Source organism: Blastococcus saxobsidens, assembly GCF_010682065.1.
GTDB lineage: Bacteria > Actinomycetota > Actinomycetes > Mycobacteriales > Geodermatophilaceae > Blastococcus > Blastococcus saxobsidens_B.
On the sequence record NZ_JAAGWG010000002.1, the window covers coordinates 199,551 to 212,654 of the forward strand.

The window sequence follows — 13,104 nt, forward strand, 5'->3', positions numbered from 1 at the left end:
GCGTCACGGGCGCACGACCGGACGCCGGGCGTGGGCGCGCAGCAACTCGGCCACGACGCCCGGGGCGACCAGCGGGTCCACCGGCATCGGCAGCGTCGCCTCGGCCCGCGACCAGTGCGCCAGCCAGCGGTCGGGCTGGCGGGCGATCAGCAGGCAGACGGCGGGGCGGTCGGCGACCTCCACCTCGAGCTGCCGGGTCAGCGCCATGCCGCCGGTCGGCTGCGCCTCCCCGTCGAGGACGCAGAGGTCGATCCCACCGGCGTCGACGGCCGACACCACGTCGTCGGCCGTGGCGCACTCCACCCAGGTGATCGGCCCCACGTCGGCCGCCGGTCGCCGGCCGACGGCGGTGCGGACCGCGTCGCGCACCTCCGGGCGGTGGCTGTAGAGCAGCACGGTGGCCGGTGCGGTGGACGTCTCGGCAGCGCTCACGCGGCCGAGACTAGTGCCAGCGGGCCTCTGTGCAGGCCATACCCGGCGAGTCGGTATCGAGCTGATCACATCGACGCCACGCCGTTCCCACCCGCAGTCGTGACGGGGGGCTGCCGATGCCATGATGATCCTCGTGACAACGGCCCCCGTGGCGAGCAGCACCTTCGACCCATCGCGGGTGCACTCCCTGACCCGACCGAACATGGTCAGCGTCGGCACGATCGTCTGGCTCTCCAGCGAGCTGATGTTCTTCGCCGGCCTGTTCGCCATGTACTTCACCGCGCGAGCCCGGGCCACCGAGGGGTGGCCACCGGAGCCGACCGAGCTGAACCTGCCCTACGCCACCGTCTTCACGGTCATCCTGGTGCTCTCCTCGGTGACCTGCCAGTTCGGTGTGTTCGCGGCGGAGAACGGCAACGTCTTCGGTCTCCGACGGTGGTTCACCATCACCTTCGTGATGGGCCTGGTCTTCGTGCTCGCCCAGGCGAACGAGTACCGCGAGCTGATCGCTGACGGGACGACGATCTCGTCGTCGGTCTACGGCTCGGTCTTCTACATAACGACCGGGTTTCACGCGCTGCACGTGATCGGCGGGCTCGTCGCCTTCGTCTTCGTGCTCATCCGGTCCACCATGGGCCGCTTCACGCCGGCACAGGCGACCTCGGCGATCGTGGTCTCCTACTACTGGCACTTCGTCGACGTCGTGTGGGTCGGGCTCTTCGCCACGATCTACCTGATCCGCTAGGGGACCGGTGTCCACCACGAACACGCAGTCAGACGGCCCGCCCGCCGACGCCCGCACCCCGGATGACCGGGCCCGCGTGCGCCGCCGCTCCAAGCAGCGTCGGCGCGTCGCCAACGTCGCGGGTCTCTTGGCCTCCCTGGTGCTGACCGGTGCCCTGTACTCGGTGTTCGCACCGGCCCAGGCAGCCGACGACACCACCACGGAGTCCGCCGCGGAGGCTGCAGGCCGTGAGCTGTACGAGAACAGCTGCATCACCTGCCACGGCTCCAATCTCGAGGGCGAGCCCAACCGCGGGCCCTCGCTCATCGGAGTCGGCGAGGCCGCCGTCTACTTCCAGGTGCACACCGGCCGCATGCCGCTGGTCCGCCAGGAGGCCGACGCGCCCGACAAGCCCGCCGTGTTCTCCGACGAGGAGATCGACCAGCTGATGGCCTACATCCAGGCCAACGGCGGCGGCCCGACCCTGCCCTCGGGCAACCTGCGCGACGGGGACCTGGCCGAGGGCGGCGAGCTGTTCCGCCTCAACTGCGCCTCGTGTCACAACTTCGTCGGCGAGGGCGGCGCCCTGTCCTCCGGCAAGGCGGCTCCGAGTCTCGAAGACGCCAACGACCTCGAGCTCTACACGGCGATGCTGACCGGTCCGGAGAACATGCCGGTCTTCGGGGACAACCAGCTGTCGCCCGAGGAGAAGCGGTCGATCATCAACTACGTCCAGAGCGTGCAGCAGCAGGCGGACCCGGGCGGCGCCGGCATCGGGCGCATCGGCCCCGTGGCCGAGGGACTGGTCATCTGGGTGGTCGGCGTCAGCATGCTCATGTTCGGCATCTTCTGGATGGGGAGCAAGGCGTGAGGCACCCCGTCCGCTCCCAGGTCACCACAGCAGCCGTGCGATCGCAGGTCACGATCGCCGGCGAGGAGGAAGCGTGAGCACCCGCGACGCGCACCCGGGTTCCACCGGCGGTGCGGACACCCCGGGACCGCTGCACGGCGGCCCGGACGAGGACTACACCCCCGAGCTCCTCGCAACCATGAGTCGCGAGGAGCTCGACGTCCTGGGCGCCCGGTACGACGGCGTGGAGATCCTCCACGTCGACCCGGGCCCGGAGCCGGGCTCACCGCTGGAGAAGCGCGCGATCCGCCAGGTCGGCTGGACCTTCGCCGGGGCCGGGATCTCCGCGTTCCTCTTCCTGGTCGTCTACGCCGGCTCGGGCTGGTTCCTGCCGAACTGGAACTGGGCCACCGAGGGCACCACGTGGAGCGCGCTGTTCAACCCGCTGCTGGGCCTGTTCATGGGCCTGGCCTTCGCGCTCGCCGGCGTCGGTCTGGTGCTCTACACCAAGAAGCTGCTGCCGCACGAGACGGCGGTGCAGGACAAGCACGACGGCTCGCACTTCGACCGCGTCACCACCGGAGCGACCCTCGTCGGCGGGCTGCACAACAGCGGCCTGGCCCGGCGCAAGCTGATCACCCGGTCGCTCGGCTTCATGGGCGCCGGTTTCGGCCTCATGCTGCTGGCCCCGCTCGGCGGCCTGATCAAGAACCCCAACACGGGCAACGTGCTGGGTCGCACCAGCTGGGCCGAGGGCGTCCGCCTCGTCCGTGACGACGGCAGCCCCATCCGACCGGGTGACCAGGAGCCCGGTTCCCTGGAGACGGTCTTCCCCGCCGTGGCAGGCGGTAACTTCCAGCCCGACGCGGCGACGATGCTGATCCGGCTCCGTCCGGAGCAGGTCGCCGCCGACCAGCCCCGCGAGGGCCAGGAGGACTTCGGCTACGGCGACTACGTCGCCTACTCCAAGATCTGCACGCACGCCGGCTGCCCGGTATCGCTGTACGAGCAGGAGACGAGCCGGATCCTGTGCCCCTGCCACCAGTCGCAGTTCGACGTCACGCAGGGTGCGAAGCCGGTCTTCGGTCCAGCCACCCGTTCGCTGCCGCAGCTGCCCATCACGGTCGACGACGAGGGCTACTTCGTCGCACGCAGCGACTACCCTGAAGCCGTAGGCCCCACGTACTGGAACCGGGAGCGGATCTGATGGCAGCTACCGCCACGACGCCGGGTGCGCCCACCTCCCGGCTGAGCAAGGCCGCGACCGAGTTCGACGACCGGCTGATCGTCGCCGGGCCGGTCCGCCGCACCCTCAACAAGGTCTTCCCCGACCACTGGTCGTTCCTGCTCGGGGAGATCGCGCTCTACGCCTTCATCATCGCGCTGCTGTCGGGCACGTACCTGACCTTCTTCTTCGACGCCTCCATGGTCGAGGTCGAGTACCAGGGCGAGTACGACCCGCTTCGCGGCGTCCAGATGTCGGCCGCCTACGCATCCGCGCTGGACCTCTCCTTCGACGTGCGCGGTGGCCTGTTCATGCGCCAGATGCACCACTGGGCGGCGCTGCTCTTCGTCGCCGCCATCGTGGTGCACCTGCTCCGCATCTTCTTCACCGGCGCCTTCCGCCGGCCGCGGGAGAGCAACTGGCTCATCGGCGTGGTCATGCTGGTCCTCTCGCTGCTCATGGGCGTCACCGGCTACACCCTCCCCGACGACCTGCTGTCGGGCACTGGGCTCCGCATCATCAGCGCGATCCTGCTGTCCATCCCGGTCATCGGGACCTGGGCGCACTTCGCGATCTTCAACGGCGACTTCGTGGGCACCGAGATCATCGGGCGGTTCTACATCGCCCACGTGCTGATCTTCCCGGCGATCCTGCTGGCACTGATCGCCGTGCACCTGCTGATTCTGGTCAAGCAGAAGCACGCCCAGTTCCCCGGCCCGGGCCGCACCGAGCACAACGTGGTCGGCAACCGCCTCTTCCCCGCGTTCGCCGGGAAGGCCACCGGGCTGTTGCTGGTCGTGTTCGGTGTCTGCGCTGGGTTGGCCGGTCTGGTCCAGATCAACCCGATCTGGCTCTGGGGCCCGTACAACCCGGCGCAGGTCTCCGCCGCGTCCCAGCCCGACTGGTACATCGGCTTCCTGGACGGCTCGACCCGCATCTTCCCGGCCTGGGACATCAACCTGCCCGGTGACTACACGATCCCGGCGCTGTTCTGGCCGACGGTCGTGGTCGCGGGTGCGATGTTCACGGTCCTCGCGCTGTACCCCATGATCGAACGCAAGCTGACCGGCGACACCGCGGCGCACCATCTGCTGCAGCGTCCGCGCGACGTCCCCGTGCGCACCTCGGTCGGCATGATGGCGCTGACGTTCTACTTCTGGCTGATGGTGGCCGGCGGCAACGACGTCATCGCCGACAAGTTCGACATCAGCCTCAACGCGATGACCTGGATCGGTCGCATCGGCGTCATCGTCCTGCCGCCGATCGTCTACGTGCTCACCTACCGCATCTGCCTGGGCCTGCAGCAGCACGACCGCGAGGTGCTGGAGCACGGCATCGAGACCGGTGTCATCCGCCGGCTCCCGAGCGGTGAGTTCATCGAGGTCCACCAGCCGCTCGGCCCGGTCGACGAGCACGGCCACGGCCAGCTGGCCTACGGCGGCGCTCCGGTGCCCAAGCGGATGAACCAGGTGGGCGGTGCCCGCCGGGCCATCCGCGGCTTCTTCACCCCGATCGAGCAGCCGTCCGCGGTCGAGCTCGAGCAGCAGGGCGAGGGCCGCGGGTTGGCGGCCGGCGAGGCGTCGCGGGAGCTCACCAGCTCGGGTCGTCCCTCCGACGGCGGCCGTCCTTCCGATGGTGGCCGCCCGCAGGACACGCGCGACTGATCAGCAGCACTCCAGGTGAGGGCCCCGGTGGACATCCACCGGGGCCCTCTCCGTTTCCCCTGCCACTCCCCCGGTGCTCCGCCGGCGGCCGGGCCGGCTCCGGACGAGGGCGGGCTCCGCGCCGGCGTCTGCCTGCCCGTCGGCGCCCGTAGGTGTGCGCCCCACCCGACCGCGGTCCTGGGCGCTCCCCGCACGGACCCGGCAGCAGGCTGCGCGCCGACCGAGGGCGTCGAGGGCGGCGACGGTGGCGACGGTGGCGGGACCAGGACGCCATCGCCGCCGCACCCCGCGTGCACGCCCCGCGGGTCGTGGCCCGGGCACGAGCCGGGCCAGGGGAACGGGCGGCCGACCCGGCACCTCCCGGCCGCGGAGCCGCTCGCCGCGCTGACGCCCGGCGCCTCGGAAACTCGGCCGGGACCCGACGAACCGGCGCGGAGCGGACCATCGCCTCACGCGTCCTGCGGCCGGGCGGATGCGTGATGCCTCCCCCGAGAAGGCCCTCCCCCTGCCCGTCGAGCCGCACAGGGAGGCTCAGGGCGGTTCAGGGCGGTTCAGAACGGTTCCGCTGCACTCCCCGACGTCCGGCGGCGATGATCAGGCGGGGGCACTGCCGGCCGTCGTCCGGGGCGGTCCCGGCGCAGCGGCCGGCGACACCACCGCGACTGGACGCCGTGCGGCTGCCGGAGCGGCCGGACGAACGACAGGGCCCACTCCGCCTGGTGGCGGAGGGGGCCCTGTCGTCGGCGTCGGACGCCGGTCAGCCCTGTACGGCGTTCTGCCCCGTGTAGTACTCGAAGAGCAGGCCACCCACCGAGATGAGCAGCGCAGCCGCGGCGATGAGCATCAGCCAGAAGTAGAAGAACGCCAGCGCCAGGCCCATGAGCGCCGCGGAGAGCGCCAGGGTGATCGGCCAGTAGCTTGCCGGCGGGAAGAAGCCGAGCTCTCCCGCTCCCTCGGCGATGTCGGCGTCCTTGCGGTCCTCGGGGCGCGCATCGATGCGCCGTGACACGAACCAGAAGAATCCGCCGATGAGACCGGTCAGGCCGCCGGAGAGCGCGAGTGCCGTCGTGCCGATCGGCTCACGGCTCCACAGACCGTAGACGATCGCTGCAACTACGCAGAACACCGTGATCAAGTTGAAGATCAGCGCTTCGACCTTCACGGCCGTGCCTCCTCGTGCTTCTTACGGGTCCGGGGAGCCGACACCTCAATCACCGGCGGACTGCTGCTGGTCGACGGTCTTGCTCTGCGCCAGGTCCAGAGGGGTGGTCGTGGCGGCGTCGCCGGGCTGACCGATGGACTCCAGGGCCTCGAAGGTGTCCAGCCCCGACTCCCGGGCTTCGAGGTACGCCTCGTAGTCGTCGGGCGAGACCGAGCGGACCTCGAAGTTCATGTACGCGTGGTAAGTGCCGCACAGCTCCGCACAGCGACCGACGTAGGCGCCCTCCTCGCGGACGGTCACCTCGAAGACGTTGTCCCGGCCGTTCTCGTTGCCCGGGATCACGTCGAGCTTGAAGAGGAACTCCGGCACCCAGAATGAGTGGATGACGTCTGCGGAGGCGAGCTCGAAGCGGATCGTGCGGTCGGTCGGGACCACGAGGATCGGGATGTCCGTGCTGGTGCCGACCGTGCTGACCGGCGTGCCGTCGGGCCCCTGCGTCTCGGGGTACACGAACTCCCAGTTCCACTTGAAGGCGTTGACCGCGATCGTCTCGTCCGGGTTGTCGCTGCGCTCCTTCACCCGGTTCTGCGTCACCACGGTGAAGAAGAAGAGACCGGCGATGATCACGAACGGGATGACCGTGAGCACGATCTCCAGCGGCAGGTTGTAAGCCGTCTGGCGCGGGAGCTCGTCCCCCCGCTTCCGGTGCCGCACGACCGTGTAGCCGATCAGTCCCCAGACGATGAAGCCGACGATCAGGGCGGCGATGACCGACCCCGTCCAGAGCTCCCGCATCTCGGTGGCCTCTTCGGTGATGCCCTCCGGCCAGCCGAAGCGCCAGAACTCGTTGTTCGGCATCTCGCATCCGGTGAGGGTCAGCACCCCCAGGAGACCGAGCGCGGCCAGCCGCGCGAGCCTGCTGCCTCGAGCCACTGCTCGCTGCCTCCTCGTCCTCCGCCCGGTCACCGGGCGGTCCTTCCAGCGGATCCTCCACCGGTCTTCGGCGGAGTCGAACCACGCCGATCACAGTGTGGGGTGAGCCTAGCCGACCCGCCTCCGGGGCCGACCACCGGAGACGGCCACCGGCGGGTCGCACGCCACGGCGGAGGTGTCGGGCCGGAGCTCGCCCCGGCCCCCGCGCGAGCCCAGCCGGCGCCGGACCGCGGCGGTTAGAGTCGAGGCGTGTACTCCCGGCTGCTGACCCCGAGGTGGGTGCTCCTGCACCTGCTGGTGATCGCCCTCTTCGTCGCGACGTTCTTCCTCGGCTACTGGCAGCTGAGCAAGGCCGAGGCCGGAGGCGGCGCGGTGAACTGGAGCTACGCGCTCCAGTGGCCGCTCTACGGGTTCATGGGCCTGTGGTTCTACCTGCGCATGGTGCGCGACGAGCTGCACCGGGACCCGGACGCCGGGAAGCCGAGCAACGCCGTCGTCCTCTACCAGCGGCCGCGGATCGACACCACGGGCGACCCGGAGCTGGCCGCCTACAACGCCTACCTCGCCGAGCTCAACGAGCGGGCCCTCGGTCAGCGGAGCGCCAGCAATGGCCGCTGAGCGCACCGCCCCCGCCCGCGACTCGGAGCAGGCGATCGCCGCCGCCCTGCAGCGGTACCGGGTGATGGCCACCGTCGTCGGCGTGCTGCTGGTCCTGCTGTTCGTCGTCGCGATGCCGCTGAAGTACTGGGCGGACATGCCGACCATGGTCACCGTGCTGGGCACCGCCCACGGTTGGCTCTACGCCTTGTTCTTCCTGTCGGCCGTCGACCTGGCGCTGCGGGCGAAGTGGAGCCTGAAGGGCACGGTGATCACGCTCGTGCTCGGGACCATCCCGTTCCTGTCGTTCGTCGGCGAGCACAACGTCACGCGGAAGATGCGCGCCGGCCAGCCGGTCTGACCCTCCGCTCCCCCACCCCGAGGACTCAGCCTGATGTGTGGCCTGCTCGCCTACTTCTCCACCGACGCCGAGCGCGTCACCGACACCACCGTCACGGCGGTCCGCGAGGCGCAGCACTGCCTCCGCCACCGTGGGCCCGACGAGAACGAGGCCTGGTGGGACGGGCGTGCGGTGTTCGGCTTCAACCGGCTGTCGTTCATCGACATCGAGCACAGCCACCAGCCGATGCCCTACGCCGACGGCCGCTACCGGATCGTCTTCAACGGTGAGATCTACAACTACCTGGAGCTGCGCGAGGAGCTGAAGGCCGCCGGGGCCACCTTCGCCACCGAGGGCGACACCGAGGCGATCGTCGCCGGCTACCACCAGTGGGGCGAGGACGTCGTCCACCGGCTGCGGGGCATGTTCGCCTTTCTCATCTGGGACACCCAGGAGAAGAAGGTCTTCGGGGCCCGCGACCCCTTCGGCATCAAGCCGCTCTTCACCGCCCGCCTGGCCGACGGTGCGCTGGTCTTCAGCTCGGAGAAGAAGGCCGTCCTGGAGATGCTCGGCGGCAGCGAGGCCGCCGGCGGCGTGGATGCCGCGTCGCTGCAGCACTACCTGACGCTGCAGTACGTGCCGGAGCCGGCGACGCTGCACCGGGGCATCCGCCGCATCGAGAGCGGCACCAGCTTCACCGTCGTCGACGGCGAGCTGACCACGAGGCGCTACTTCCACCCCACCTTCCCGATCCGGCCGGTCGCGAAGGACGAGCAGCAGGCGCTCTACGACCGGATCGCCGACGTGCTCGACGACTCGGTGCGCATGCACATGCGCGCCGACGTCACGGTCGGGTCCTTCCTCTCCGGCGGCATCGACTCCACGGCCATCGCCGCGCTGGCCAAGCGCTACAACCCGAAGCTGCTCACCTTCACCACCGGCTTCGAGCGCCAGGGCTTCTCCGAGATCGACGTCGCGGCCGAGTCCGCCGCCGCCATCGGGGTGGAGCACATCACCAAGGTGGTGACCGCCCAGGAGTTCGCCGAGTCGATCCCGCTGGTGGTCTGGTACCTCGACGACCCGGTCGCCGACCCCGCGCTCGTGCCGCTGTACTTCATCGCGCGCGAGGCCCGCAAGCACGTGAAGGTCGTCCTCTCCGGGGAGGGCGCCGACGAGCTCTTCGGCGGCTACAACATCTACCGCGAGCCGTTGTCGCTGGCGGCCTTCGAGAAGCTCCCCCGCGGTATCCGGCGCGCCCTCGGGGCGCTGTCGACGAAGCTGCCCGACGGCATGCGCGGCAAGGACCTGCTGCGCCGCGGCGCGATCCCGCTGGAGCAGCGCTACTACGGCAACGCCCGGCTCTTCCGGGACGACGAGCTCGGCTTCCTGCGGACCCGCGACGCCGACCTCTCGCACGTGACCGTGACCCGGGAGCTCTACGAACGCACCCGGGCCGCAGGCTACGACGACGTCACGGCCATGCAGTACGTGGACCTGTTCACCTGGCTGCGCGGCGACATCCTCGTCAAGGCCGACAAGATGACGATGGCCAACTCGCTGGAGCTGCGGGTGCCCTTCCTCGATCCCGAGGTCTTCCGCGTGGCCTCGACCATCCCGGTGGACCAGCGGGTGACCAAGGAGACGACGAAGTACGCGCTGCGCCGGGCGCTGGAGCAGATCGTCCCCGCCCACGTGCTGAACCGCCGCAAGCTCGGCTTCCCGGTGCCGACCCGCCACTGGCTGGCCGAGGACCTGCACGACTGGGCGCGCCAGGTGATCACCGACAGCGGCACCGACGAGTGGCTGGACAAGTCCCAGGTGCTGGCGATGCTGGCCGCGCACCGGCAGAACCAGCGGTCGGGCTCCCCGGTGGACTACTCCCGCAAGCTCTGGACGCTGCTGGTGTTCATGATCTGGCACGGCATCTTCGTCGAGGGCCGGATCGAGCCGGAGATCCCCGAGACGGTCTACCCCGTCCGGCCGTGACACCGCGGTCCTCCGGACCGCACCGCGGCCACGAGCCGTACCCCTGCCGGCGGAGCCCCGTCGTCGTTCCTCCCGGGACCCTTCGGGCCCCACTCGTCACGACCCGTGAACGCGACAGAGCCCGGCACCTCCGAAGAGGTGCCGGGCTCTGCGGGACGTGTCGTCCCTCAGCTGAAGCTGTCCCCGCAGGCGCAGGAGCTGCCCGCGTTGGGGTTGTCGATCGTGAAGCCCTGCTTCTCGATGGAGTCGACGAAGTCGATCGTCGCGCCACCGAGGTACGGCCCGCTCATGCGGTCCACGATGACCTCGACGCCACCGAACTCGTAGGTCTGGTCACCGTCGAGGAACCGCTCGTCGAAGAACAGCTGGTAACGGAGGCCGGAGCAACCGCCCGGCTGGACGGCGATGCGCAGCCGCAGGTCGTCGCGACCCTCCTGGTCCAGCAGCCCCTTGACCTTGGCGGCCGCCGGGTCGCTGAGCACGACGCCGGTGACGCCGGCTGCCCCGCCATCGATGGTCGTGGTGTCCTGCACCGACATGTTGTGTCCTCCCAGATCCGAGGTGCCCGCTGCGGCACTTCCTGCAGCGGACCAACACCGCCGTGGCGGTGGCTCTTCCCCTGCGCCGTCCACTGTACGGCTCCCGGCGCGACCTCCGGGGCTCCGTTGCTCACACACGTAGACTTCCGGCCCGTGAAGCTCCGCCTGCCCGGCCGCCGTGACAGCACCCCGACGACCGATGCCGCCTCCGACGCCACGTCCGGCGACGGCGACGAGCTGACCGCTCAGCTGCTCAAGGCCGGCGGCAAGGGTCGCCCGACGCCCAAGCGCGCCGAGGCCCAGGGCCGCCGGCAGGGTCCTCCCCCGCCGCCGCCCACCACGCGCAAGGAGGCCTACAAGCGCATGCGCGAGCAGCAGGCCGCGCGCCGCGCCGAGACCCGCCAGGGCGCGGCCCGGGGCGACGACGCCTACCTGCCCGCGCGTGACCGCGGTCCCGTGCGGAAGCTGGTGCGCGACGTGGTCGACAGCCGCCGCAACGTCGGCAGCCTGTTCCTCGCCGTGGCTGCCGTGGCGCTGATCGGCACCTTCGCGCCGAGCCTGGCGGTGAAGACCTACTCCAGCTTCGTGCTGTTCGGCTTCTTCCTGGTGCTCATCGTCGACTCGGTGGTGCTGGGCCGGAAGATCAAGAGCTCCGTCGCGGCACGGTTCCCCGACTCCGACCACAAGATGAAGGGCCTGGTCTGGTACGGCATCAGCCGGTCGACCATGATCCGCCGGTGGCGCTTCCCCAAGCCCGAGGTCCCGCTCGGCGCGCAGGTCTGACCCTGGCGCGGCCCGGCCGGCCGGCGGCCCGGCGGCGCTGATGCAGGTCACCCTCCTGGGCACGGGCGCCGCGGACGGCTGGCCCAACCCGTGGTGCGACTGCCCGTCGTGCGCCGATGCGCGGCGCCGTGGCGAGCTCCGCCGACCGACGTCGGCGCTGGTGGACGGCGTCCTGCTGCTGGACCTGGCCCCGGCCCCGCCGCCGGTCGAGGTGTCGCTGGCCGGCGTGCACACGGTCCTGGTCACCCACGACCACCCCGACCACTGCGCGCCGCTGAGCCTGCTCGCGCGCCAGTGGGTGCGCCGGTCCCAGCCGCTGACCGTCGCCGGGCCCGGCCCCGTGCTGGACGCCGTCCGGCCGTGGCTGGGCCCCGACGACCCGGTGGAGCTCCTCCCCCTCGAGCCCGGCGCGGTGCTGGAGCGCGCGGGCCACCGGGTGGTGGCGCTCGCCGCCGCGCACGACGTGCCCACGGTGCTCTTCGACGTCACCGGTCCCGACGGCGCCCGGCTGCTGTACGCCACCGACACCGGCCCGCTCCCCCAGGCGACGGTCGAGGCCGTCCGCGGCGCCGCCTACGACCTCGTGCTCCTGGAGGAGACGTTCGGCCGGGTGACCGGCCACGGCACCGGTCACCTGGACCTGGCGACGTTCCCCGACCAGCTGGAGCGGCTGCGCGCGGTCGGTGCGGTCACCGCAACGACCGACGTCGTCGCCGTCCACCTGGGGCACCACAACCCGCCGGCCGCCGAGCTGGCCGGCACCCTCGCCGGCTTCGGTGCGCGCCTGGTCCCGGACGGGACCTCGGTGACGACCCGGTGCGCGGCGACCGCACCCGGCGCCTAACGTCGGCAGTCGTGGAATTCAGACGACTCGGCCGCTCCGGCCTGACCATCTCCGAGATCGCGTACGGCAACTGGCTCACCCACGGCGGGCAGGTCGAGGAGGACGCGGCGCACGCCTGCGTCCGCGCGGCCCTGGACGTCGGCATCACCACGTTCGACACCGCCGACGTCTACGCCGGCACCCGCGCCGAGACGGTGCTCGGTGCCGCCCTCGACGGGCACCGGCGGGAGTCGATCGAGCTGTTCACCAAGGTCTACTGGCCGACGGGCCCCGGCCGGAACGACCGCGGGCTGGGCCGCAAGCACGTCATCGAGAGCTGCCACGCCTCGCTGCGCCGGCTGCGCACCGACTACGTCGACCTGTACCAGGCCCACCGCTACGACCCCTCGGTGCCGCTCGAGGAGACGATGACCGCCTTCGCCGACCTGGTGCGACAGGGCAAGGCGCTCTACATCGGCGTCTCGGAGTGGAACGCCGAGCAGATCGCCGCCGGCGCCGCGCTCGCCCGCGAGCTCGGCATCCAGCTGATCAGCAACCAGCCGCAGTACTCGATGCTGTGGCGGGTGATCGAGGCCGAGGTCGTGCCCACGTCGGAGCAGGAGGGCCTCTCGCAGATCGTCTGGTCGCCGCTCGCGCAGGGGATCCTCACCGGCAAGTACCTGCCCGGCCAGCAGCCGCCCGCCGACAGCCGCGCCGGGCACGCCGAGGCCGGTCAGTCGATGAAGGGCTTCCTGCGCGACGACATCCTCACGCGGGTCCAGGAGCTGCGGCCCGTCGCCGACGACCTCGGGCTCTCCATGGCCCAGCTGGCCGTCGCGTGGGTGCTGCAGAACCAGAACGTGGCCGCGGCCATCATCGGGGCCAGCCGCCCCGAGCAGGTGCACGACAACGCCCGGGCGGCCGGCGTGACCCTCGACGCCGACGTCCTGACCCGCATCGACGACGTCCTCGGCGACGTCGTGGAGCGCGACCCGGCCAAGACGGCCCGGGGCTGACGGCGGCCCGCCGCCTGCTGACCCTCGACC

At 71.0% G+C, this 13,104-nt stretch carries 14 protein-coding genes; 10 read left to right on the forward strand and 4 right to left on the reverse strand.

Annotation, left to right across the window (positions count from 1 at the left end; all coding sequences use genetic code 11):
• Window positions 1-3: 3 nt before the first annotated feature.
• Window positions 4-432 (reverse strand): hypothetical protein, encoded by a 429-nt coding sequence (locus GCU60_RS02040; RefSeq protein WP_163201951.1) that lies wholly within the window; start codon window positions 430-432, stop codon window positions 4-6.
• A gap of 124 nt (window positions 433-556) precedes the next feature.
• Here GCU60_RS02040 and ctaE point away from each other — a divergent pair, with 124 nt between their 5' ends.
• The 4 genes from ctaE (at window position 557) to qcrB (ending at window position 4,895) form a co-directional block, all read left to right on the forward strand.
• Window positions 557-1,177 (forward strand): aa3-type cytochrome oxidase subunit III, encoded by a 621-nt coding sequence (gene ctaE / locus GCU60_RS02045; RefSeq protein ID WP_204261304.1) that lies wholly within the window; start codon window positions 557-559, stop codon window positions 1,175-1,177.
• A gap of 7 nt (window positions 1,178-1,184) precedes the next feature.
• Window positions 1,185-2,027, forward strand: a complete 843-nt coding sequence (qcrC, locus tag GCU60_RS02050; RefSeq protein WP_163201953.1) for a cytochrome bc1 complex diheme cytochrome c subunit — start codon at window positions 1,185-1,187, stop codon at window positions 2,025-2,027.
• A gap of 73 nt (window positions 2,028-2,100) precedes the next feature.
• On the forward strand, window positions 2,101-3,213 hold the full coding sequence (gene qcrA / locus GCU60_RS02055) for a cytochrome bc1 complex Rieske iron-sulfur subunit (protein ID WP_163201954.1): 1,113 nt from the start codon (window positions 2,101-2,103) through the stop codon (window positions 3,211-3,213).
• Window positions 3,213-4,895, forward strand: coding sequence for a cytochrome bc1 complex cytochrome b subunit (gene qcrB, locus GCU60_RS02060; protein ID WP_163201955.1), 1,683 nt, complete (start codon window positions 3,213-3,215; stop codon window positions 4,893-4,895). The genes qcrA and qcrB overlap by 1 nt, the downstream gene beginning before the upstream one ends.
• A 757-nt stretch (window positions 4,896-5,652) precedes the next feature.
• Here the strand turns inward: qcrB and GCU60_RS02065 are convergent.
• Together GCU60_RS02065 and ctaC are read right to left on the reverse strand one after the other, a co-directional pair.
• The gene (locus GCU60_RS02065) at window positions 5,653-6,057 is read right to left on the reverse strand and encodes an aa3-type cytochrome oxidase subunit IV (protein ID WP_163201956.1); all 405 of its coding nucleotides are present in this window, start codon (window positions 6,055-6,057) and stop codon (window positions 5,653-5,655) included.
• Between the two features lie 45 nt (window positions 6,058-6,102).
• Window positions 6,103-6,990, reverse strand: coding sequence for an aa3-type cytochrome oxidase subunit II (gene ctaC, locus GCU60_RS02070; RefSeq protein ID WP_163201957.1), 888 nt, complete (start codon window positions 6,988-6,990; stop codon window positions 6,103-6,105).
• Between the two features lie 249 nt (window positions 6,991-7,239).
• On the opposite strand from ctaC, the gene GCU60_RS02075 reads away from it, so the two are divergent.
• The 3 genes from GCU60_RS02075 to asnB are packed head-to-tail and all read left to right on the forward strand — an operon-like array spanning window position 7,240 to window position 9,913.
• Entirely contained in the window at window positions 7,240-7,608 is a 369-nt protein-coding gene (locus tag GCU60_RS02075) for a metalloprotease (RefSeq protein WP_163201958.1), read from the forward strand.
• Complete coding sequence (locus GCU60_RS02080; RefSeq protein WP_163201959.1) at window positions 7,598-7,948, forward strand: DUF3817 domain-containing protein; 351 nt, start codon at window positions 7,598-7,600, stop codon at window positions 7,946-7,948. The genes GCU60_RS02075 and GCU60_RS02080 overlap by 11 nt, the downstream gene beginning before the upstream one ends.
• 33 nt (window positions 7,949-7,981) lie before the next feature.
• Window positions 7,982-9,913, forward strand: coding sequence for an asparagine synthase (glutamine-hydrolyzing) (asnB, locus tag GCU60_RS02085; RefSeq protein WP_163201960.1), 1,932 nt, complete (start codon window positions 7,982-7,984; stop codon window positions 9,911-9,913).
• A gap of 167 nt (window positions 9,914-10,080) precedes the next feature.
• On the opposite strand, the gene GCU60_RS02090 is transcribed toward asnB, so the two are convergent.
• Window positions 10,081-10,452 carry a HesB/IscA family protein gene (locus tag GCU60_RS02090; RefSeq protein WP_163201961.1) on the reverse strand — a complete coding sequence of 124 codons (372 nt, stop codon included), beginning with the start codon at window positions 10,450-10,452 and terminating at the stop codon, window positions 10,081-10,083.
• A gap of 153 nt (window positions 10,453-10,605) precedes the next feature.
• On the opposite strand from GCU60_RS02090, the gene GCU60_RS02095 reads away from it, so the two are divergent.
• The 3 genes from GCU60_RS02095 to GCU60_RS02105 are packed head-to-tail and all read left to right on the forward strand — an operon-like array spanning window position 10,606 to window position 13,074.
• A complete protein-coding gene (locus GCU60_RS02095) occupies window positions 10,606-11,235 on the forward strand; it encodes a DUF3043 domain-containing protein (RefSeq protein ID WP_163201962.1) in 630 nt (209 codons plus the stop codon).
• 40 nt (window positions 11,236-11,275) lie between these two features.
• Complete coding sequence (locus tag GCU60_RS02100) at window positions 11,276-12,079, forward strand: MBL fold metallo-hydrolase (protein WP_163201963.1); 804 nt, start codon at window positions 11,276-11,278, stop codon at window positions 12,077-12,079.
• An 11-nt stretch (window positions 12,080-12,090) separates the two neighbouring features.
• Window positions 12,091-13,074, forward strand: a complete 984-nt coding sequence (locus tag GCU60_RS02105) for an aldo/keto reductase (RefSeq protein ID WP_163201964.1) — start codon at window positions 12,091-12,093, stop codon at window positions 13,072-13,074.
• Window positions 13,075-13,104 lie beyond the last annotated feature (30 nt).